This is a genomic window from Frateuria hangzhouensis (genome assembly GCF_026410505.1).
Classification (GTDB): Bacteria; Pseudomonadota; Gammaproteobacteria; order Xanthomonadales; family Rhodanobacteraceae; genus Frateuria_A; species Frateuria_A hangzhouensis.
In genome coordinates, this window is the sequence record NZ_JAPMIU010000004.1 from 125240 (window position 1) to 147156 (window position 21917).

General features: G+C 68.5%; 16 protein-coding genes and 1 riboswitch. Of the genes, 8 read left to right on the forward strand and 8 right to left on the reverse strand.

Annotated features, from left to right (window positions below):
- Positions 1–217 precede the first annotated feature (217 nt).
- Positions 218–3268: a TonB-dependent receptor gene (locus OSC30_RS05890; RefSeq protein ID WP_267170916.1), complete on the reverse strand. Its 3051-nt coding sequence runs from the start codon at positions 3266–3268 to the stop codon at positions 218–220.
- Positions 3269–3556: 288 nt separating this feature from the next.
- Positions 3557–3784, forward strand: a riboswitch (cobalamin riboswitch).
- 131 nt (positions 3785–3915) lie between these two features.
- On the opposite strand from OSC30_RS05890, the gene btuB reads away from it, so the two are divergent.
- Together btuB and OSC30_RS05900 are read left to right on the forward strand one after the other, a co-directional pair.
- On the forward strand, positions 3916–5766 hold the full coding sequence (gene btuB, locus OSC30_RS05895; RefSeq protein ID WP_267170917.1) for a TonB-dependent vitamin B12 receptor: 1851 nt from the start codon (positions 3916–3918) through the stop codon (positions 5764–5766).
- A 237-nt stretch (positions 5767–6003) separates the two neighbouring features.
- Positions 6004–9183, forward strand: a complete 3180-nt coding sequence (locus tag OSC30_RS05900; protein ID WP_267170918.1) for an efflux RND transporter permease subunit — start codon at positions 6004–6006, stop codon at positions 9181–9183.
- Positions 9184–9492: 309 nt separating this feature from the next.
- On the opposite strand, the gene OSC30_RS05905 is transcribed toward OSC30_RS05900, so the two are convergent.
- On the reverse strand, positions 9493–10059 hold the full coding sequence (locus OSC30_RS05905) for a DUF2239 family protein (RefSeq protein ID WP_267170919.1): 567 nt from the start codon (positions 10057–10059) through the stop codon (positions 9493–9495).
- 174 nt (positions 10060–10233) lie between these two features.
- Here OSC30_RS05905 and OSC30_RS05910 point away from each other — a divergent pair, with 174 nt between their 5' ends.
- The 3 genes from OSC30_RS05910 (at position 10234) to OSC30_RS05920 (ending at position 13961) form a co-directional block, all read left to right on the forward strand.
- Complete coding sequence (locus OSC30_RS05910; protein ID WP_267170920.1) at positions 10234–11610, forward strand: M16 family metallopeptidase; 1377 nt, start codon at positions 10234–10236, stop codon at positions 11608–11610.
- Positions 11607–13094 (forward strand): M16 family metallopeptidase, encoded by a 1488-nt coding sequence (locus OSC30_RS05915; protein WP_267170921.1) that lies wholly within the window; start codon positions 11607–11609, stop codon positions 13092–13094. Before OSC30_RS05910 ends, OSC30_RS05915 begins: the two co-directional genes overlap by 4 nt.
- Positions 13095–13433: 339 nt before the next feature.
- Positions 13434–13961 carry an acyloxyacyl hydrolase gene (locus tag OSC30_RS05920; RefSeq protein ID WP_267170922.1) on the forward strand — a complete coding sequence of 176 codons (528 nt, stop codon included), beginning with the start codon at positions 13434–13436 and terminating at the stop codon, positions 13959–13961.
- 57 nt (positions 13962–14018) lie between these two features.
- On the opposite strand, the gene OSC30_RS05925 is transcribed toward OSC30_RS05920, so the two are convergent.
- The 5 genes from OSC30_RS05925 to OSC30_RS05945 all read right to left on the reverse strand — a co-directional run bounded on the left by OSC30_RS05925 (position 14019) and on the right by OSC30_RS05945 (position 19169).
- Positions 14019–15542 (reverse strand): DHA2 family efflux MFS transporter permease subunit, encoded by a 1524-nt coding sequence (locus tag OSC30_RS05925; protein WP_267170923.1) that lies wholly within the window; start codon positions 15540–15542, stop codon positions 14019–14021.
- Between the two features lie 134 nt (positions 15543–15676).
- The gene (locus OSC30_RS05930) at positions 15677–16900 is read right to left on the reverse strand and encodes an HlyD/EmrA/EmrK family protein (RefSeq protein ID WP_267170924.1); all 1224 of its coding nucleotides are present in this window, start codon (positions 16898–16900) and stop codon (positions 15677–15679) included.
- A 10-nt stretch (positions 16901–16910) separates the two neighbouring features.
- Positions 16911–18374, reverse strand: coding sequence for an efflux transporter outer membrane subunit (locus tag OSC30_RS05935; protein ID WP_267170925.1), 1464 nt, complete (start codon positions 18372–18374; stop codon positions 16911–16913).
- A 22-nt stretch (positions 18375–18396) separates the two neighbouring features.
- Positions 18397–18855, reverse strand: coding sequence for a MarR family winged helix-turn-helix transcriptional regulator (locus tag OSC30_RS05940; protein WP_267170926.1), 459 nt, complete (start codon positions 18853–18855; stop codon positions 18397–18399).
- A gap of 74 nt (positions 18856–18929) precedes the next feature.
- The gene (locus OSC30_RS05945) at positions 18930–19169 is read right to left on the reverse strand and encodes a hypothetical protein (protein WP_267170927.1); all 240 of its coding nucleotides are present in this window, start codon (positions 19167–19169) and stop codon (positions 18930–18932) included.
- Positions 19170–19410: 241 nt separating this feature from the next.
- Between OSC30_RS05945 and OSC30_RS05950 the strand changes: the two genes are divergently transcribed.
- A complete protein-coding gene (locus OSC30_RS05950) occupies positions 19411–20262 on the forward strand; it encodes a helix-turn-helix transcriptional regulator (RefSeq protein ID WP_267170928.1) in 852 nt (283 codons plus the stop codon).
- A gap of 13 nt (positions 20263–20275) precedes the next feature.
- Here OSC30_RS05950 and OSC30_RS05955 read toward each other — a convergent pair whose 3' ends face one another.
- Positions 20276–20524, reverse strand: coding sequence for a hypothetical protein (locus tag OSC30_RS05955; protein WP_267170929.1), 249 nt, complete (start codon positions 20522–20524; stop codon positions 20276–20278).
- Between the two features lie 149 nt (positions 20525–20673).
- Here OSC30_RS05955 and OSC30_RS05960 point away from each other — a divergent pair, with 149 nt between their 5' ends.
- Together OSC30_RS05960 and OSC30_RS05965 are read left to right on the forward strand one after the other, a co-directional pair.
- Positions 20674–21480 (forward strand): AraC family transcriptional regulator, encoded by an 807-nt coding sequence (locus tag OSC30_RS05960; RefSeq protein WP_267170930.1) that lies wholly within the window; start codon positions 20674–20676, stop codon positions 21478–21480.
- 184 nt (positions 21481–21664) lie between these two features.
- Positions 21665–21907 (forward strand): hypothetical protein, encoded by a 243-nt coding sequence (locus OSC30_RS05965; protein WP_267170931.1) that lies wholly within the window; start codon positions 21665–21667, stop codon positions 21905–21907.
- Positions 21908–21917 lie beyond the last annotated feature (10 nt).

A 21917-nucleotide genomic window follows, 5' to 3' on the forward strand; every position in this document is an offset into this window, starting at 1 on the left:
GTGTCTTTCGCCTCTGGTCGCGGCGACATGGGATCGCTGACGGACCCAGTCGGAACCGCCACTGTCGACAGGCCCGGCCTCATGTAGCCCGCCCTCAAAGGCCGCCGCGGCCGGGTCGCGTGATGTGCAGCGTGGCGCATGACGAAGAAAAAAAAGCGCCACCCCTGCGGGTGGCGCTTCCTGTGACTCTCACGAGTCGCTACCGCTACTTTGCCTATCAGTAGTCGTAGGACACCGACAGACGCATGTAACGCGGATCCTGGAAGTACAGAGCCTCGTGGTACGTGTTGCTGATGGTGCTACCGGACCGCGGATACAGATGCGGTTCGGTCTGCAGCACGGTCTGCTTGTCGAACACGTTGAACACGTCAAGCTTGAACGCCAGCTTGTGCTCGGCGAAGGCCGGACGGTAAGCCAGGCTCAGGTCGACGCGGGTCTGCCAGGGGTTGGTACCCGCCGAGCCCGGGGGCGACGGCACGCCACGGCACCAGTGGTAATCGGTACCGTAGGCACCGCCCGGATTGGTCTGCTCGGGACCGAACCAGCCCAGGCACGATTCGGGCGCGCCCGACTGCACCAGCGCCGTGCCGGCCACCAGCCATTCCGGCGTCACCTGCCAGGCACCATAGGCCTTCAGCTGGTGCTTGCGGTGGTTGGCCAGATAGCCACGGGAGCTGCTCATCAGCTCGACGTAATCCCAGTCCTCGGTGACCGAGACGTCGGTCTGGCCGATGTCCGAGCGCACCTGGCCCTCGGCGTTGCCCCAGCTGCGCGCGTAGGTGTAGCTGACGCGACCCATCCAGGTGCCGTTGAACGGATGCTCCAGGTACAGGTCCAGCGCATAGTAGTCACGCTGCACCTTGGGCGTACCACCGAAGTCCGCCGCCGTCATCGGCACGATGACCGAATCGGTGCCGTCAACCGAGTTGACCTTGATGTTGGAGGTCAGGTTCGGATTGACGATGCGGCACCCGGGCGTATCCCACAGCCACTGGTCGGTGTTGTAGCCCATGGAGGCCATCTTGTCGCGCACGCGGACCGGATCGCACTCGTCGTCGATCACGGTGCCGACCGTGCGGTAGGTGCCCTTGGCGCCATACACCCAGTCCGCACCCAGCGTCTTGTCGAAGCCCAGGATGTATTCGTCCTGGTACTGCGGCTTGAGGTTGGTGGAGGTGACCGTCTTCGGGTCAGGCGGAATGCCGAACTCGTTGTTTGCCGACACCGGGCCCGGGGCTGCACCGCCATCGGCGCCGCGCACCGGTACCAGACCGGTCGGAATGCCGTTCGCATCGATGCCGGTATAGGTGAAGTATTCACCGGTATTGATGGAACCGGAGGCCGCGCGCTCGCCGGTAGCCTGCGGAATGGCCAGGTAATAGCGGCCGGCGCTGCCGTAGAGCTTGAGCGACGAATCGCCGTTGACGTCCCAGCTGAAGCCCAGACGCGGCTCCCACTGGTCCTTCTGGACCACGAACTGGTTGCCCTGGGCGTTGCTGTTGGTGAAGTCGTCGTTGCGCAGGCCCAGCTGCAGCAGCAGGTTGGGGGTGATCTGCCACTTGTCCTGCACGTACCACGCGCGCTGCGAGGCGGACATGCTGGTGACGGTGGTGAAGATGTTCCGCTGCACGTAGTAGCCGTCACCGCCCGGCGCGCCCACGTTCAGAACCGTGTTGATGTCGTCACCCGGCTTCGTGCGGTTGTAGATCCAGACATAGCCCGGACCCGAGCGCGTCCTGCCCTGGTTGTCGGCGGTGTAATCGAGGTTGTCGATACCGACCTGCAACAGGTGGTCGCCCAGGCGATAGTCGAAGTCGACACGCAGGCCCTTGGAGGACTGCTTCGATTCGGGCGAACTGATCGTGGCGACGTTCTGGGCGTTGACGATGCCCTGGCCGCCGTTGAGCGCCGGGTTCTGCAGGTCGGAGCCGGAGATGAACGGCAGGTCGCTGGGGTTGGGCACCAGCGTCGGGTTCTTCACCTCGGTCTTGCCGTACAGGATGCTCAGCGTGGCCGCATCGCTCAAGTAGCTGGTGTACTGGAAGATGTCGGTCTTGTTCTCGTAGTCCAGGTAGCTCAGGTCGCCGGTCTTTGCGATGTCGGTCGCCGTGTCGCTATCGAACGAATACGACTCGCCGTAACCGTTCTTGGAGTTCTGCTGCAGCCGGGTGTACTCGAGGATGTTGCTGTCGTTGATGTTCCAGTCGATCTTGCCGTACCAGCGCAGGTCACGATTGGTGTAGTAATCGTCACGCTGGTTCTCGGCATACTGGACGCTGCGGCCCTTGGTCTTGGTCTGGTCGACCGACACGAAGGCGAACAGCTTGTCCTTGACCAGCGGGCCACCGGCGTAGACCGAATAGGTAGTGCTCCACTGCTTGTTCTCTTCGCGATAGCGGTGCAGGTCGCCAGGGGACTTGGTCACGTCCTCGAAGCTCTCGCCCGGCTGCAGCTGGACGTCGGGGTAATAGACGTTGCGCAGATCCGATTCCATGGAACGCGGGGCCCAGGTCACCTGGCCGCCGAAATGCCATTCGTTGGTGCCGCGCTTGCCGATCTGGCTGAGCACGCCGCCGTCGGAGCGACCGTATTTGGCGTCATAGCCGCCGACGATGGTCTGCTGCTGGTCGATCGAGCCGTACGGCAGCTGGTACGCCGCACCGGTGTAGTTGTACAGCGAGGTGGTGTTGAAACCGTTGACGTAGTAGGCGTTCTCGGTGGCGCCGGCGCCGGCAAACGTGATGACCGGGCCGGTCACCGAGTTGCCGAAGTAGCCGCTGCCCTGGACGACGCCCGGGGCCAGCAATGCGATCGCCTCGGCGCTGCGTGCGAGCGGCAGCTGGGCCAGCTGGGCCGCGGTCACGGTCATCGAAGAGGCGGCGGAGCTCACGTCGATCGACGGCAGCGCGCTGGCATTGACCTGCACGGTGGCCAGTTCCGTGGCGAAGTCGACCTCGGTGCCGGCACCGGCGGCAATGGTCACGTTGTTGCGCGAAGTGACGGTCTCGCCATCCTTGCTGAGGGTGACCGTGTAGGTGCCGACCGGCAGGTTGGCGGAGAAGCGACCATTCTCATTGGCCGTTACCGTGCGGCTGACGCCGCCGGCGCTGGTCATGGTGACCGATTCGCCCGCGGGTGCGGTACCGAAGATGGAACCATTGGTGGCCTGGCCGTAGGCGAAGCCCGAAAAGCCCAGGCCGATAGCCACGGCCATCACCAGGGCGTTGCGGCGAGGTTGCGCCCCGCGCGGAATAAAGCGCTTGTTCATCAAGTGATCTCCCCAGATCGACTCGCAGACGAGTCATGTAAAAAGCCACGCGGCCGACACAAAGCCCGGCTCGCTGGAAAACCCACGAATAACGCTTTCCTGTTGCACCCGATACGGTAATTACCGCTCTTTGGCCTCGCCCCAGCGTTCGTTCGTTTGTTGCATTCACCAACCTAAGACGGTGAATTGCTGACGGAACGTAGCGCCGAGCGTAACTTCGTGTCAACTTTTTTTTAGCAATTTCCTCTCGGCTCAGTAACCGGCCTGGAGTATGGGAATCGCTTTCCCTACTATGGGATCGTTTCGGGTGTTCCCTGCAGGCATAGGCCGGCACGGAATGAAACGGGAAGCCGGTGCGTGGTGCCATGCACCACAAGGCCGGCGCTGCCCCCGCAACGGTAAGCGAGTCGAACGGACGGCCCACGCCACTGTGCCAGTGCATGGGAAGGCGCCGCCCCGGCAGGCCCCAGGCCTGCGCCCGCGAGTCCGGAGACCGGCCCGAAGCGTTGCCTGGTGGACCTGCGGTGGGCGGGGCGGACCTCGTGCGGCCCCGCGCCTGCCCGTCGTTCCTTCTGTTCCCGCTGATCGGCCAGCCTATCCATCGCTCGGGCCGTGCGTGGGCGCGCGGCCGAAGGAACACCGTACCTATGAAGAAGACCCTGTTCGCTGCCGCCCTGTGCGGCTGCTCGTTCGTTGCCGCGGCGGCCGACGCCACCGACCCGGCCGCGCTTTCGCCGGTGGTGGTCACCGCCACGCGCACCGCCATCACCGTGGACGACGCGCTGTCGTCGGTCAGCGTGATCACCCGCGCGGACATCGACCGGCTGCAGCCGGTGTCGCTGATCGACCTGCTGCAGAACCTGCCCGGGGTGAGCTTCGCCCAGGCCGGCGGGCTGGGCCAGCAGAGTTCGCTGTTCCTGCGCGGCACCAATTCCTCGCACACGTTGCTGCTGATCGACGGCGTCCGCGTGGGCACGGTCAGCGCCGGCATCCCGGCGTTCGACCAGTTGCCGCTGGACCAGATCGAGCGGATCGAAGTGGTGCGCGGGCCGCGTTCCAGCCTGTATGGCGCGGACGCGATCGGCGGAGTGATCCAGATCTTCACCCGGCACGGGCCGCGCAACGGCGGCCTGGCGCCCTCGCTGCGCCTGGGCACCGGCAGCCGTGGCTATGCCGACGGCCAGCTGGGCCTGGCCGGCGGCGACAAGCACGCCTGGTACAACCTCAGCGTGGGTGGCCAGTACACCCGCGGCATCAACGCCTGCCGGGTCGGCGCGGCGGCCGCGTTCGCCGGTTGCTTCGCGGACGAGCCCGATGCCGATGCCTACCGCAACTACAACGCACTGGCCAACCTCGGCTACCGCTGGGATGGCGGCACCGAACTGGCGGGCACCTGGTTGCGCAGCGACAGCCGCGTGGAGTTCGACGGCGCCCCGTACGGCAACCAGCACCACAACCGGCAACAGGTGGCCGGCGCACGATTGGGTTTCGCACCGCGGCCGGGCTGGACGGTGACGCTCGCCGCCGGACAGAGCCTGGACGAGCAAACCACCTACAACGACGGCGTGTTCGTGCGGTACGGCAATTCGCGCCGCGACCAGGCCTCGTGGCAGAACGACCTGAGCCTGGCCGACGATCAGCTGCTCACGCTCGGCATCGACTGGCAGCACGAGCACCTGTCCAGCGACACCGGCTATCTGGCCGACGACCGTGGCGACACCAGCGGCTACGCGCAGTACCAGGGCAGCTTCGGCCGGCATGAGCTGCAGCTTTCCGTGCGCCACGACGACAACCAGCAGTTCGGCGGCCATACCACCGGCGCGGCCGCCTGGGGTTACGCGTTCGACCACGGCCTGCGGCTGTCGGCAAGCTGGGGCAGCGCCTTCCATGCGCCGACCTTCAACGACCTGTACTACCCCTACGGCAGCGGCAACCCCGAGCTCGAGCCCGAAACCTCGCGCAGCGCTGAGCTCGGCCTGTCGCAGCGGCTGGACAACGGGCACTGGGCGCTCAACGCCTACCAGACCCGCATCGACCAGTTGATCTCGCTGGACGCCAACTATTTTCCGCGCAACATCAGCCGCGCGCGCATCCGCGCGCTGGAAGCGCAGTTCGGCACCCGGCTTGGCGATTGGCGGCTGGAAAGCTGGCTGACCCTGCAGCGCCCGGTCAACCGCGACGGCGGCGCCAACGAGGGCCACCTGCTGCCGCGCCGTCCGGAGCGCACCGCGCGGATCGAGCTGGATCGCCAGTTCGGCGCGTTCGGCGTGGGCGCCACGGTGCTGGCCGCCGGCGGACGCTACGACGACCTGGCCAACCTGCGCCGGCTGGGTGGCTACGCCACCACCGACCTGCGCGCCAGCTATGCCTTCGCGCCGGGCTGGCAGGTGCAGGCGCGGCTGGCCAACGCGTTCGACCGCCGCTACGAGACGGTGTACTACTTCAACCAGCCTGGACGCAGCTGGTACCTGACGGTGCGCTACACGGCCGCCGACTGACCGGACCCTGTAGGAGCCCACTTGTGGGCTCCTACATGAAGGCGGCGACCGCGGGATCATGCCCTGCCTTTCGGCAGGGGCCGGACTTCAGGCACATCCGCGGGCGCAACGCCCAAGGCATAACGTGGGCATGACTTCGCCCACCTTCTGGCCCACGAACCGGGCCCCGCCCGCGCGTTACGCTAGACGCCCCGGTCCGGCGCTTGCCTGGCCCCCCCGCCGCGGTATGGACGCCCCGTGAATATCTTTGCTCCGCTGATCCGACGCCCTATCGGCACTTCGCTGCTGGCCGTGGGCCTGACCCTGGCCGGCTTCTGGGCCTACCTGCTGCTGGGCGTGGCGGCGCTGCCGTCGCTGGACTTCCCCGGCGTGTACGTGGTTGCCAGCCAGCCGGGCGCCAGCGCGCAAACCATGGCCAGCACCGTGCTGGCGCCGCTGGAGCGGCACCTGGGGCGCATACCCGGCGTCGACGAGATGTACGGCAATGCCACCGAGGGCCAGGCCTCGGTATCGGTGCGCTTTACCTTCGACCGCACCGCCGACAGCGCCGCGCGCGACGTGCAGGCGGCGATCAACGCGGCCGCGGCGGACCTGCCGCCGGGCATGCCCAGTCCGCCGCAGTACTTCAAATTCGATACCTCGCAGATCCCCATCCTGTTCATCACGCTGACCTCCTCGGGGCTGCCGCAGGACCAGCTGTTCGACCTCACCGACACCCTGCTCAAGCCGGCCGTGGCGCAGATCCCCGGCGTGGCGCAGGTGCAGGTGTTCGGCGGCACGCCGCACGCGGTGCGCATCGAACTGGACAACGACGCGCTGGCCGCCAAGGGCCTGACCGCCAACGACGTGGCCAACGCGCTGCGCGCGGCCAACGTCACCTCGCCGCAGGGCACGCTCAGCAACGGCCGCACGCAGATGACGGTCACCGCCAGCGACGGCCTGCACACGCCGGACGAGTTCGCCCGGCTGCTGATCGCCATGAAGCGTGGCGTGCCGGTGCGCCTGTCCGACGTGGCGCACGTCTACGGCGGCCAGGAGGACAAGTACCAGGCGGCCTGGTTCAGCACTCCGCAGGCCAATGCGCGCACGGTCGGCATGCAGATCACCAAACGGCCCGAAGCCAACGCGGTGGCTACCGTGGAGGCGATCCGCGCCAAGCTGCCGGCGTTGCGCGCGACGTTGCCCGCCAACGTGCACGTGAACGCGGTGTTCGACCTCACCCAGACCACCAAGTCGGCACTGCACGAGGTGGAGGTGGCACTGCTGATCTCGATCGTGATGGTGGTGCTGGTGATGCTGGTGTTCCTGCGCCGGCTGCGGCCCACGCTGATCGCCACCCTGAGCGTGCCGCTGTCGCTGGCCGGCGCGTTCGTGGCGATGTGGGCGCTGGGCTACACGCTCAATACCCTGTCGCTAGTGGCGCTTGTGCTGTGCATCGGCTTCGTGGTGGACGATGCGATCGTGGTGATCGAGAACATCGTGCGCCACATGGAACACGGCATGCCGCCGCTGCAGGCCGCGCTGACCGGCGTGCGCGAGATCGGCTTCACCGTGGTGTCGATCACGCTGTCCCTGGTCGCCGTGTTCGCGCCGCTGCTGTTCGGCAACAACGTGCTGGTGATGCTGCTGCGCGAGTTCTCGGTGACGCTGACCGCGGCGGTGGTGATCTCGGCGATCGTCTCGCTCACCCTCACGCCCGCGCTGTGCGGGCGCCTGCTCAAGCCCGAGCCGGCCAACCCGCGGCCAGCCGGTCGCATCGAACGCGCGGTGGAGAACTTCGATCGCGCGATGCTCCGGCGCTACGAGCGTGCGCTGGACTGGGCCATGCACCATCGCCGGCTGATGCGCTGGCAGCCGCTGCTCCTGCTGGTGCTGACCGTTGCGCTGGGTATCGCCGTGGTCAAGACCGCCGGCGGCACGTTCATGCCCGACGAGGACACCGGCCAATTGCAGGCCGACGTGAGCGCCGACGCCAACATCTCGCCGGCGCTGCTCACCGAGCGGGTGCAGCAGGTGGCGCGGATCATCCAGGCCGATCCGGCCGTGGCCGACATGCTCACCATGCTCGGCGGGCAGGGCGGCGGAGGCGGCGCGGTCGGCAATTCGGCGCAGATGTTCATGGACCTCAAGCCACACGGCAACGGGCCGGGCGAGCGTACCGTGGGCGCCAAGCAGGTGGTCGAGCGCCTGTCCAAGCAGCTGGACAAGCTGCCGGGGGTGGAGGTCGAACTGAACGTCGCGCAGTTCCTCGGTGGCGGCGGCAGCGGCGGCGGTGGCTCCCAGTACGAGTTCCAGCTGGTCAGCAACAACGGCGGCGACCTGCAGCCGTGGACCCTGAAGATGGTGCGCCAGCTGCGCACCGTGAAAGAGTTCCGCGACGTCGGCAGCGACTTCGACCAGGCCGGCAAGCAGCAGATGCTGAAGGTCGACCGCGAGGCCGCCGGCCGGCTGCACGTGAGCATCGGCGACATCGACTCGGCGCTGTACAACTCCTTCGGGCAGAACCAGGTTTCGGTGATCTACTCGGACATCAACCAGTACCGCGTGGTGCTGACCTCGGCCGGCGCCGAAACGGTCAGTCCGGCGTCGCTGTTGAATGTGCATGTACGCAACAAGCAAGGGCAGATGATCCCGCTGTCGGCGCTGGCGCGGATCGAGCCGAACATCACGCCGATGCGCGTCCGCCACCACAAGCAGCTCGAAGCGGCGACGGTGACCTACAACCTGGCCAAGGGCGTGGACCAGGCGCGCGGCGTCAAGCTGGTCGAACAGGCGGCCTTCGCGGTGCATCTGCCCGAGGGCATCCGGGTCGACTTCACCGGCGCCAACCAGCGCCTGCAGCAGGCCAGCTCCAATGGGATGATCCTGCTGCTGGCCTCGATCGTGGCGATGTACATCGTGCTGGGCATCCTGTACGAGAGCCTGGGCCATCCGCTGACCATCCTCTCCACGCTGCCGGCCGCGGGCGCGGGTGCGTTCCTGGCGATGCTGGTGACGCAGACGCAGCTGTCGCTGATGGCGATCATCGCGATCCTGATGCTGATCGGCATCGTCAAGAAGAACGCGATCCTGATGGTCGATTTCGCGCTGGTGGCCCAACGCGAGCGCGACCTGCCGCCACCCGAGGCGATCCGCGAGGCCGCGCTGGTGCGCTTCCGCCCGATCACCATGACCACGCTGGTGGCGATGGGCGCGGCGCTGCCGCTGGCGATCGGCTTCGGCATCGGCTCGGAGATGCGCCAGCCGCTGGGCATCGCCATCGTCGGTGGTTTGCTGGTGTCGCAGCTGCTGACCCTGCTCAGCACGCCGGCGATCTACCTGTGGGGCTACGACCGCAAGATCCGCAAGGCCGCGCGCAAGCAGCGGCGCGAGGAGAAGAAGCGGCTCAAGGCGCTGGGCAAGCAGCAAACCGCCTGAACGTGCCGCGCATCGCCGCTCGCTACAGGCAACATCGAATAGCTTTCTTCGCGCGCCGCTTTTGTAGGAGCCCACTTGTGGGCGATGCCCTTACGCCTGGTTGCACGCCAAAAGCATCGCCCACAAGTGGGCCCCTACAGTGGGCGTCGAAGCTTTCGGGGTTTATCAGTGTTCCCTTACAGGCGACCTCGAATAGCCCACCGGGTCGGACTTTTGCAGGAGCGAGCGGCTTTTTTGGAGGCTCCTCACCCTTGCGCGCGACTGCCCCCTTTCCGCTGCGCGGGAGTCGTCGCGGATCACGCCCGGGCGTTAGCGGCCGGCTTCGTCCCAGGCGATCGCGGCCAGGCGGCGCAGGTGGTCGCGCACGTCGGCCGGCCATGCTTCGGTCAGCTGCGTGAAGCGCTCTCGCTCGCCGCGCCAGAACGCGCGGCTGGCTTCCTCGTGGGCGGGCAGGTTGCCGGTCATCGCCAGCATGAAGCGGTCGACCGATTCGGCCGACTCGCGCGCACGCTGCGCGGCGCCGCCTTCGCGGATCGCCTGTTCGACCAGCCGGCGCAGCACCGCCGAGGCGCCGCCGGGCTGACCGGCCAGCCAGTCCCAATGGCGCGGCAACAAGGTCACCTCGCGCGCGGTCACGCCCAGCCGCGGGCGGCCGGGACCGCGCGGCGGCGGCGGTTCGGGCTGCAGTCGCGCCAGTACGTCGGCCTCGCTGCCGCGCAGGTCGAACTCGACCGGGCGGCCGCTGCGGTCGTCGAAGATGAGGGCGTCGGCGGCGCGCGCGCGCTTGACCGCCAGCGCCACGTCGGCGCAAGGGCCGGATGCGAGCAGGCGGTGGCCGTCGAAGGCGGTGCAAGTGGCGCTGGCCTGGGGATGCATGGGAAGTCCTTGCTCGGGGGGGCCAGATATTTTTACCCGGGTTAAATAGGGAAATCAAGCGTCGGGACGGGGTCGAGGCCGATGGCCTGCACCGCACGGCTGCCCCATCAGTCCTGCATCCGTTGCCGACACCTGCTTGCTATCGTGCTGCCTTTCCACCGGAGGGATTCGTCCATGCGCATGCGCCGGGCCAGCTGGCTGGCTTCCATTCCCCTGCTCGCCGCGATGGCGGGCACGCCGCTGGCGGCCGCCGAGCTGACGGTGCCGCCCATCCCGTACCACCAGCGCACGCTGGCCAACGGCCTGGAGGTGCTCAGCATCGAGGACCACGCCAGCCCCACCGTGGCGGTGCAGGTCTGGTACCACGTCGGCTCGAAGGACGATCCGCGGGGCCGCTCCGGCTTTGCGCACCTGTTCGAGCACCTGATGTTCAAGAGCACGGCGCACATGCACGCCGAGCAGATGGACCGGCTCACCGAAGACGTCGGTGGCGCCAACAACGCCTCTACCGGCGACGACGTCACCAACTACTTCGAGGTCATCCCCAGCAATTACCTCCAGACACTGCTGTGGGCCGAAGCGGAGCGACTCTCCAACCTCAACGTGGACGAGAAGAACTTCAAGTCCGAGCGCGCCGTGGTGGAGGAGGAATACCGCCAGAGCGTGCTGGCCAATCCCTACGGCAAGCTGTTCAACGCGATCGACCCGCACTCGTTCACGGTGCATCCGTACAAGCGCCCGACCATCGGCAGTATCGCGGACCTGGAAGCGGCCTCGCTCGAGAACGTGATCGACTTCCACCGCACGTTCTACCGCCCGGACAACGCCACCCTGATCGTCGCCGGCGATTTCGACCCGAAGCAGCTCGACGCCTGGGTCGACCTCTACTTCGGCTGGATCCCCAGGCCGGCCACGCCGATCCCGCAGGTCACCGTGCATGAACCCGCGCGCACGGCCGACAAGCGCTATACCGAGACCAGCGCCACCGCACCGCTGCCGGCGCTGGCGATGAGCTGGCTGATCCCGCCGGCGCGCGATGCCGACACCATTCCGCTGCAGGTCGCCGCGGCGCTGCTCTCGCAGGGCGAGTCGTCGCGGCTTTACCAGTCGCTGGTGTACCGCGCGCAGGTTGCGCAGCAAGCCGGCGCCGAGGTCGATGCGCGGGTCGGGCCGGGGCTGTTCGTGGCCTACGCGATCCTGGCCAGCGGCCACACGCCGGCCGAGGCGGAAAAGCTGCTGCGTGCGGAAATCGGCAAGCTGGCCGATGAGCCGATTCCGGCGGCGGAACTGGACAAGGTCAAGACGCAATTGCTCACCAGCGAATTGAAGGGTCGCCAGACCGCCCAGGGCAAGGCCTTCGGGCTGGGCCAGGCGGCGCTGATCGAAGGCGACCCGGCACGCATCAACAGCGACCTGGCGGCACTGCAGCGGGTCAGCGCCGCTGACGTGCAGCGCGTGCTCAAGCGCTACGTGACTGCTGCGCACAGCGTCACCATCGATTACCTGCCGCAGGCCAAGGCCGACGGCAAGCATCGGGGAGGTGCCCGATGAACCGCCTGATCCGCACTCGTCTGGCCGTCTTTACGGCCGTGCTCCTGTGCGCCGCGCCAGCGCTGGCTGGCACCACGGACTTTCCCGCCACGCCGCCGGCGCCGGGTCCGGCGCCCACGCTGTCGTTGCCCACGCCATCCAGCCAGACCCTGGCCAACGGCCTGCGCGTGGTGAGCATTCGCCGCGACGGCCTGCCGCTGGTCACCGCCGAGCTGCTGCTGCGCCGCGGCATCGCGATGGATCCGCCCGGCAAGGCCGGTCTGGCCAAGCTCACCGCGACCCTGCTCACCCGCGGCGCGGCCGGGCGCAGCGCCCCGCAGATCGCCGCCGCGGCCGAGGCGCTGGGCGGTTCGCTCGATGCCGACGCCGACTGGGACCACAGCAGCGTCGGCATCACCGTGACCACGCCGAAGCTGCCTGCCGCGCTGGCGCTGCTGGCACAGGTGACGCTGCAGCCCGCGTTCGCCCCGGCCGAGCTGGAACGCGCGCGCAGCCAGGCTTTGGACGACCTGCACCTGATGCTCAGCCAGCCGACACAGCTGGCGATTCTTGGCGCCGGCCGCGCCGTGTTCGGCGACGGAGCCTACGGCCATTCCCCAGCCGGCACCGCGGCCTCGCTCAAGGCGATCGGGCGCGACGACGTGCTGCGCATGCACGCCGCGGTCTACCGACCGGACGACGCGGTACTGATCCTCACCGGGGACGTCACCCCGGCGCAGGCGCGGGCGCTGGCCGAACAGAGCTTCGGCGACTGGAAGCGGCCGCAGACTCCGCTGGCCGTCGCGCCCGCCGGCATGGGCAAGAGCCAGCTGCCGGCCGTGCTGGTGATCGACCAGCCCGGCGCCGGCCAGGCCGGCGTGGTGGCGGCGCACGCGGCGCCACCACGCAACGATGCGGGCTACTACGCCGGCACGGTGGCCAATGCGGTGCTCGGCGATTCCTACTCGGCGCGGTTGAACGAGGAGATCCGCATCAAGCGCGGCCTTTCCTACGGCGCCTTCAGCGTGCTCGACGGCCGCCGCGGCAACGGCATGTGGCTGGCCCAGGCGCAGACCAAGAACCCGTCCGCGGCGAAGGTCGTCGACCTGATGCTCGGCCAGTTCGCCCGCCTCGGCCAGGCTCCGGTGCCGGCCGACGAACTGGCCGCGCGCAAGGCCACCCTGATCGGCAGCTACGGCCGCAGCCTGGAGACCACCGCCGGGCTGGCCGACCGCCTGGGGGCGCTGGCCACCTACAACGTGGACCTGGCCGAGATCGGCCGCTACATCGGCCGCGTGCAGGCGGTGACGGCGGCGCAGGTGCAGGCCTACGCCAGGGCGCACCTGGACATCACGGCCACCCACGTGGTGGCGGTGGGCGATGCGTCGAAGTTCGGCGAAGCCCTGCGCAACGCCCATCCGGACGCGGTACGGCTGGACGCCGCGGCCCTGGACCTGGATCGCCCGTCGCTGGGCCTCGGCCAGGCCAAGGGCACGGGTTTCTAGCTGACAGGCACTCTGCGAGCGAGCCCGAACCCGGCCGTTGGCCGGGTTCCTTTCTGGGTTTGACCGCCGCCACTACCCGCTCCGGGACATCCGGCGAGGCATGTGCTGGAGCCCACTTGTGGGCAATGTTTCTGCCTCTGATGCCACCAGAGAGCATCGCCCACAAGTGGGCTCCTACGAGATCCCGGCGTAGCCGCGATGGCTCGGGCAACGAACCGCTTTCTCGCCGCTCGCGCCACACAGTGTTTCCCACCATGCACGCGCGTGCTTCACCCGCTGGCGACGAGATAAATTAAACTATCGAGTACACAAACCTTCCCCCATCCAGAAAGGTCCCCCATGCTCCACGCTACTTCGCGTTTGCGCGTCGCGCTGACGCTGCTCCTGACCACCATGGCCCTGCCCGCCGCCGCCGCCCACCTGGAAGTGCAGGGCGGGCGCAGCTACATGGACGACCACGGTGCCAACGCCGCCTTCGTCGAGGCCACGTTCGCGGCGCATCCGACGGGCATCGCCCAGCTCGACTGGTCGCCGGACATCTCCGCCGGCTGGATCGACAGCCGCGACGTCACCCGTTATCGCGGTGCCGAGTTCGATGCCCGCGATCCGGTGGCACTGCTGGCCGCCGGCGCGCGTTTCCACTACGGCGCCCCCGACGCCTGGTACCGCCCGCTGTTCTTCAGCTTCCAGCTCGCCGGCATCAACCACACCACCCAGGCGCTGTCGAGCCACTACCAGTTCGTCAGCACGCTGGGCTGGCAGGGCGAGCATCTGAGCTTTCAGCTGCGGCACGTTTCCAATGGCGGGATCAATGGCCCCAATCGCGGCGAGACGATGGCGCTGGTCGGCGTCGGTTTCGATCTCTGATACCGACCGGTCGGCAGGAGCGCACCGCGTGCGCTCCTGCCGACGGGATCTGCGCCGTCAGTGCCCGCCGCTGGCCGCGGGGCCGGCCTTGGCGACGAACGGCGGCCGGGTCAGCCAGATCACCAGCACCAGGCTGATGAAGATCCAGCCGAGCACGTGGAAGATCTCGTTGAAGGAGATCTGGTAGCCCTGCTGGGTGGCCATCTGGTTGATCATCGCCGCGGCAGTCTGCGGATCGCCCATCGCGTTCATCGTCGCGCGCGTGGCCGGGTCGTACGCGGTGACGTGTTCGACCAGGTGCTCGTGATGCGCCACCGCGCGGCGTTCCCAGAACAGCGTCGTGAGCGAGGCGGAAAAACTGCCGCCCAGCGTGCGCAGGAAGGTGGCCAGGCCCGAGCCCGACGCGATCTCGTTCTGCTGCAGGTCCGACAGCAGGATGGTCAGGATCGGCATGAAGAACAACGCCACGCCCAGCCCCTGGATCAGTTGCACCAGCGCCACGTGGTAGAAGTCGATGCCGATGTAGAAGTCCGAGCGCATGAAGCAGGTGACGCCCAGCACCACGAAGGCCACCGAGGCCACCGCGCGCAGGTCGAACTTGGGTGCGAACTTGCCCACGAAGAAGGTCAGCAGTACTGGCAGCACGCCGATCGGCGCGGTGGCGTAGCCGGCCCAGGTCGCCGTGTAGCCGAGGTTGCGCTGCAGCCACAGCGGCATCAGCAGGCTCATCGCGAAGAACGCCGCGTAGGCCAGCACCAGCCCGATCGTGCCGTAGGTGAAGTTGCGGTGGCGGAACAGCTTCAGGTCGACGATCGGATCCTTGTCGGTCAACTCCCAGATCAGGAAGATCGCCAGCGCGATCACCGAAACGATGCTGGTGACGATGATGAAGGTGGAGTTGAACCAGTCCTCGTCGTTGCCCTTGTCCAGCACCACCTGCAGCGCGCCGACGCCGATGATCAGTGTGATCAGGCCGACGTAGTCCACCCGCGGCCGTTCGGTCTTGTCGGTTCGCCCGCGCATCTGGTTGCCCACCACCATGCTGGCGAAGATGCCGATCGGCACGTTGATGAAGAAGATCCACGGCCAGGAATAGTTGTCGGTGATCCAGCCGCCCAGGATCGGGCCGGCGATCGGTGCCACCACCGTGACCATTGCCAGCAGCGCCAATGCCATGCCGCGTTTGGCCGGCGGGTAGATCGAGATCAGCAGGCTCTGCGTGATCGGGTACATGGGGCCGGCCACCGCGCCCTGCAGGGTGCGGAACACGATCAGCATCTCCATGCTCTGCGACACGCCGCACAGGAACGAGGTCAGCGCGAACAGCAGCGTGCACCAGATGAACAGCTTGATCTCGCCGAAACGGCGGGTCAGGAAGCCGGTCAACGGCAGCGAGATGGCCATGCTGACGGCGAAGGAGGTGATTACCCAGGTGCTCTGGTTCACGCTCACGCCGAGATTGCCGGCGATGGTCGGCAGCGACACGTTGGCGATCGTGGTGTCCAGCACCTGCATGAAGGTGGCCAGCGAGATGCCGATCGTGGTGATCGCCATGCTGGGCGGACGGAATTGGCTGGTCATGGGCTGCGTGGTGTCCGGGGTGAATGGCCCCTCCCCCTGCTCGCAGGGGGAGGCTGGGAGGGGGTTGCTCGGGCTTGCCGGAAAGCGTGACCCCTCCCCAACCCTCCCCTGCATGCAGGGGAGGGAGCTTTCGCTTACTTGTCGCTGGAGGCCTTGCCGCTGCCGGCCATGTTCGCGTGGATGATCTTCGCGATCAGGTCGTCGGCCTTGTGCAACTGCTGTTCGTACACGTCGGTACTGAAGGCCGGGCGGGTCGGCGGCTCGGGCGCCAGCATCGCGCCGCGCTGGTCGTGCAGGTCGACCGTGACGTCGGAGGACAGGCCGATGCGCAGCGGATGCTTGTCCAGCTGCTGCGGGTCGGTGAACACCACCCGCACCGGCACGCGCTGGACGATCTTGATCCAGTTGCCGGTGGCGTTCTGAGCCGGCAGCAGCGAGAAGGCGCTGCCGGTGCCCACGCCCAGGCTCTGCACCATGCCCTTGTAGGTCACGTCGCCGCCGTAGACGTCGGCGTGGATCTCCACCGGCTGGCCGATGCGCATGTGGGCGAGCTGGGTTTCCTTGAAGTTGGCATCGATCCACGCCTCGCCCAGCGGCACCACCGCCATCAGCGGCGTGCCCGGCGCCACACGCTGGCCCAGCTGCACGCCGCGCTTGGCGACGTAGCCATCGACGGGCGCCACGATCGTGGTGCGCAGATCGTCCAGGTAGGCGGCACGCAGCCTGGCCGCGGCCGTCTGGACGTCCGGATGGGAGGCGACCACGGTGTCGTCCACCAGCACCTTGCTGGTCTGGTACTGCTGGGTGGCGGCGGTCAGGGCGCTCTGCGCGGAGGTCAGTTCGTCGCGGGCGTGCGCCAGTTCCTCGGCCGAGATCGCGCCGGACTTGGCCAGGTCGCGGCGACGGTCGTAGTCGGCACGCGCCTTGGCCACCGCCACCTTGCGCGCGGCCACGTCGGCCTGCGCGCCGCTGACGGTGCTGTACAGGCCGCGCACCTTGCGCACGGTGCCGGCGAGATTGGCGCGGGCCTCGGCCAGCGCCACTTCGGCATTGCTGGGATCGAGCTTGATCAGTACCTGGCCGGCCTTGACGCGGTCGCCGTCGTCGGCACCGATCGAGACCACGGTGCCGGGGATCTGCGGGGTGATCTGCACGATGTTGCCGTTGACGTACGCATCGTCGGTACCTTCGTACCAGCGGCCGTCGAGGTAGTACCACAGGCCCCAGCCGATCAGGGCGAGCAGCACCACCACGCCGAGCGCGCGCAGCAGAAAACCGCGTTTGTTCTTGGCGGCCGGCCGGTTCGGGGCGGGCGCGGCGGCGTCTTCGTTCAGTTGGGAAACAGGCTGGCTGGACATGGAAGAGCCTTCAGGATTGAGCGGGGGTGGATGCGGGAGTGGCGCTGTCGACGGCATCGGGGCGGTAACCACCGCCAAGGGCCTGGATCAGCTGCACGGAGAGGTCGACCTGCTGCGCCTCGAGCGCGGCCATGCGCTGCTCGGCGACCAGCAGTTGCTGGCGCACGCTGAGCGCTTCCAGGTAGCTGCCCACGCCGGCCTCGTAGCGCTGCTGCGCCAGGCGCCAGGCATCGTTGGCGGCATCCAGCGCGCGCTGCTGCGCGTCGATCTGGGTGACCAGCGACTGCTGCGCGGCGTAGTCGTCGGCGACCTGGTTGAGCGCACCGACCAGGGTGCGGTTGTACTGCGCCACCGCCAGGTCGTACTGCGCGTCGCTGGCCGAAAGGTTGGCGCGCAGCCGGCCGCCGTCGAAGATCGGCAGGCTCAGCGACGGGCCGACCTGGTAGAAGCGCGCCGGCGCCTGCAACAGGTTGGTGCTGCCCATGGCGACCAGGCCGGCCAGCGCGCCGATGTCGACGTTGGGCAGGAACTGGGTCTTGGCGCTCTTGATGTCGCTGGCCGCCGCCTCGACGCGCCAGCGCGCGGCAACCAGGTCGGCGCGATGGCCCAGCAGGTCCACCGGCAGGTTGGCCGGCGCGGCCAGCTGCGCTGGCGCGAGCAGCTGAGGACGGGCGATGTCCAGGCCGCGATCCGGGCCTTTGCCCAGCAGCACCGACAACGCCGAACGGGCCGCGTCGATCGCCCGGCTGGCGAGCGCAAGCTGCTGTTCGGCGCCGGCCACTTCGGCATCGCCCTGGCGCAGCTGCAGTTTGCTGTCGATCCCGGCATGGACGCGCTGGGCGGTCAGCTCGCGCGCCTTGTGGGCACGCTCCAGTTCGGCCTCGGCCACGTCTTGTTGCGCGTAGGCATAACCCAGTTGCGCGTAGGCGCGCGCCACGTTGGCCGACAGCTCGATGCGCGCGGCGCGCGCCTCGACCTCGGCGGCGCGGCCCTGGCCGACCGCCGCTTCCCAGGCGGCGCGCTTGCCGCCCCACAGGTCCAGGCCCCAGTTGAAGCTCAGGTAGCCGTACTTGGCCCAGGCGAAGTGGCCGCCACCCACGTCCGAGGGCATCACGGTGGCGGGCAGGTGCGCGCCGGAGACCGCGGCGCCCGCGTTCACGCTGGGGCCGCGCGCGGCGTCGGCGATGCCGGCGGCGGCCTGCGCCTGGCGCGCGCGCGCGTCGGCCGCGGCCAGGCCGGGGTTGTTCGCCAGCGCCTCGGCGATCAGCGCATCCAGCTGCGAATCGCCCAGGCCGGTCCACCAGTCGGCGGCCGGCCAGGCGGCATCGGCGTCGGCGTGCGCGGCGAGGCTGTGCCGGGCCTGCAGCGCGGACGGCTCGAGCAGCTTGCCGTCCGGGTGCAGGCCGCCGCTGCTGGCGCAGCCGGCCAGAACGAGGGTCAGTGCGGTGGCCGCCGCAAGGGATTGCAGACGCATGGTATGGGGTTCCGGGTGAGGGTCAGTCTTTGTCGCGCAACGCGTGCAGTACGCGCGTCAGGTAATCGTGCAGGCGGCGGCGCTCGGCCTCGCCGAGCGAGCGCTGCGCCGCGCCCAGCACGCGCTCGTTGCAGTCGGTCAACTGCTGCCACAAGGCGTTGCCCTGGTCGGTCAGCTCGATGCGCAGGGCGCGGCGGTCCTGTTCATGCGGGCAGCGCCGCAGGTAGCCGCGCCCTTCGAGGTGGTCGAGTTGCCGGGTCATGGCGCCGCCATCGAGCTCGACCGCGCGGGCCAGCTCCGAGGCGGACATCGGACCGAGCCGGGCCAGCCGCTTGAGGATCAGGAACTGGGTGAAACGCAACTCCACGCCCGCCGCCGCCAGCTCCGCCTCCATGGCGCGCACGATCTCCGTGCGCACCAGGCCGAGCAGGACGCCCAGGCTCTCCTGGGACGCGGCAAAGGCGGGCGAGTCATTTTCCATGCCGCGCATTCTATTGCCGCGCAGATAGTTGTCAAGGCAACTGTCTCGCTGGATGCATTTGCGCAGGCAAGCATTCAGGCGCGCAGCGTAGCCATTTCGTCGCGCACCAGCGCCGCCAGCGCCGGGTCGCGGATGGCGAACAGCTCGAACACGCCCAGCGCATGCAGGGTCGGCAACTGCGCGAGCAGGCGCGGTTCGGCTTCGCGCCGCAACGGCTCGGGGGTGGCCGGGTCCAGCATCAGTTGGGCATGCACCACGAAGTCGGTGAGCGCATCGGTATCGGGGACGGGAACGGAAACGGGAAGCAACGGCATCGGCATGCTCCTTGGTCTTGTCTGCACTGGCGAGGACGCGCGGCAGGGCCGCGGCGTGACATGCCGGCTTCGCGAGGCCGGCATCGGTCCGCGCATTGCACGCGGTCGGGTACGGGGGGAGCATCAACCGTACGTCACCTGCACTCGTTGGCGGAAGGCAGCCGGTACTGCTGTTACTCTCACTACTACCCGGCATCCGGCGATCCCGGATACGGCAAGCCCCTTCCCCCTGGGACTGTCCATGGAACTGACCCGACAGCGTTCCGAGCTGAAGGCCTTCCTGCGGGCGCGCCGCGCCGCGCTGGCGCCGGAGGCGGCCGGCCTGCCGCGTGGCCGACGGCTCACGCCGGGCCTGCGCCGCGAGGAAGTAGCCACCCTCGCCGGGGTGGGCGTGACCTGGTACACCTGGCTCGAACAGGGCCGCGCCATCAACGTGTCGGCCGCGGCGTTGGGCCGCATCGCCCGCGCGCTGGCGCTGGATGCCACCGACGAGTCTTACCTGTTCGCTCTGGCCGGCGTGCCGCGCGCCGAACCGACGGCCGCGCAGCCGGAGCTGCCACCGGCCATGGCCGGCATGCTCGAGCTGTACCGGGCGCCGGCGTTCGTGATCGATCCGGTATTCGACGTGCTGGCCTGGAACCGGCTGGCCCAGCACCTGTACGACTTCGGCGATTTCCGCGGCGCGCTGGCGCACAATCATCTTTGGAACGCCTTCATGAATCCGGCGCGACGGCGGCTGTACGCGCCCTGTTTCGAGCCGGGGATGCTCAACCTGCTGGGCATCTTTCGCGTCAACCACGCGGCGCACCCGGACGACCCGCGCTTCGAACAACTGATCGAGGCGTTGAGCCGGGCCAGTCCGCAGTTCGTCGAATACTGGGGGCGCCAGCAGCTGGCGCCGCTGAGCACCTGGACCGCGCATTTCTTCCATCCCGATTTCGGCGACGTGCGCGCCCATTCGGTGCGCATGCCGCTGCGCGATGGCCGCGCCGATGGCGCCACGGGGTTCTTTTTCGTGCCGGAGGACGCCGCTACCGCGGCCAGCTTCGCGCGCATCGCCGCGGAGCTGGAGCAGGCCGGCGTGCCGGCCTGACCGACGGCGGTCCTCAGGCGGCCGCGGACAACCCATCATGCACGGCCATTTCGTCGCGCAGCAGCGCGGCCAGCGCGCGGTCGCGCACGTCGAACAGCTCGAACAGGCCCAGCGCGCGCACGACCGGCAGCAGGCGCAGCAGTTGCGATTCCAGTTCGCGGCGCAGCGGTTCGGACGTGGCCGGGTCAAGCATGCGCCGGGCGCACTCGGCGAAACGCGGCAGCGCCTGCTCGGCCGGCAGGATGTGGGTCGGACGGGACATGGGGTGCTCTCCTCGGAAGCGATGCGCCACTGCGCATGGGAAACCCGTGGTCGAGGCCACGGGACTCCTGGAACGTCGGGTAGATCAGGCTAGTATCGACGCGGGTGGCGCGTTATCGTCATTCGGTCAACTTTTATCGAGAACCTGCCATGTCCCACGACGAGGCCATGTTCGAACGCATCGAGAACGCCGGCGGCCCGCCGCTGATCGCCTTCCTGGTGGACGGCTCGGGCGAGCACCAGCCGCACGTGGAGGAGAGCGACTGGCACACCCACGTGCGCGGCCAGTTCTTCTACGTCGAGCGCGGCATGGTCAGCATCCGCACGCGCGAGGGCGCCTGGGCGCTGCCGCCGCAACGGGTCGGCTGGATGCCGCCGGGCGAGCCGCACACCGTGCGCATGTCCTCGGCATTGTGCGGCTGGGGTGTGTTCGTGGCGCCGCAGGCGGCGGCCGGGCTGCCCGACCACACCTGCGTGCTGGGCGCCAATGACCTGATGCGCGCGCTGGTGCTGCGCGCGGCCGACTGGACCATGCTGGACGAACTGGACGCGCAGCAGGAGCGGCTGTTGACGGTGCTGCTGGACGAACTGCGCCGCGCGCCGCAATTGCCTCCGCAACTGAACCTGCCCAGCGATCGCCGCGTGCTGCGCATCGCCCACGCGGTGCTGGAGCACCCGCAGGAAGACCGCAGCCTGGAGGACTGGGCCGCCTGGGCCGGGCTGTCGGCACGCAACCTGAGCCGGCTGTTCCGTCGCGAGACCGGCGCCAGCTTCGCCCAGTGGCGGCAACAGGCACGGCTGGGCCATGCACTGGAGCTGCTCGCCGACGGCACCGCCGTCAGCCAGGTCGCCGACGCGCTGGGCTATGCCAGCGTCAGCGCCTTCGTGGCGATGTTCCGGCGCAGCTTCGGGCAGTCGCCCGGGCGCTATTTCGAGAGGATGCCGCTGTCGGCCTGACGCGCGCGTCACGAGCGCGCCCCGACCATCCTCCGCCATCGGGACAACCCGGGGAGGGCAGGCGATGGAACCGATGTTGAGCATGCGCACTGCAGTGGTGCTGCTGGCGCTGGCCGCGCTGGGTGGCCTGCTGATGGCCGCCATCCGCTTCGCCGGCAAGCCGCATCCGCCGACCTGACTGGCGATGGGGCACGGCTTCATTGCCGGCGCCGCCGTCACCCTGCTGGTCTATGACTACTTCACCGTAGGCCTGCCGGGGCTGGCACAGCTCGGGCTGCTGCTGTTCCTGCTGGCGGCCGCCGGCGGCATCGTCATGAACCTGGGTTACCACTGGAACCGGCTGGCGCTGCCGAAGTGGATGGTGGTGGGACATGCGCTGATCGCGGTGGCCGGCTTCGTGCTGCTGCTGATCGCCGCCTGGTCGTAACCCCGTTGGT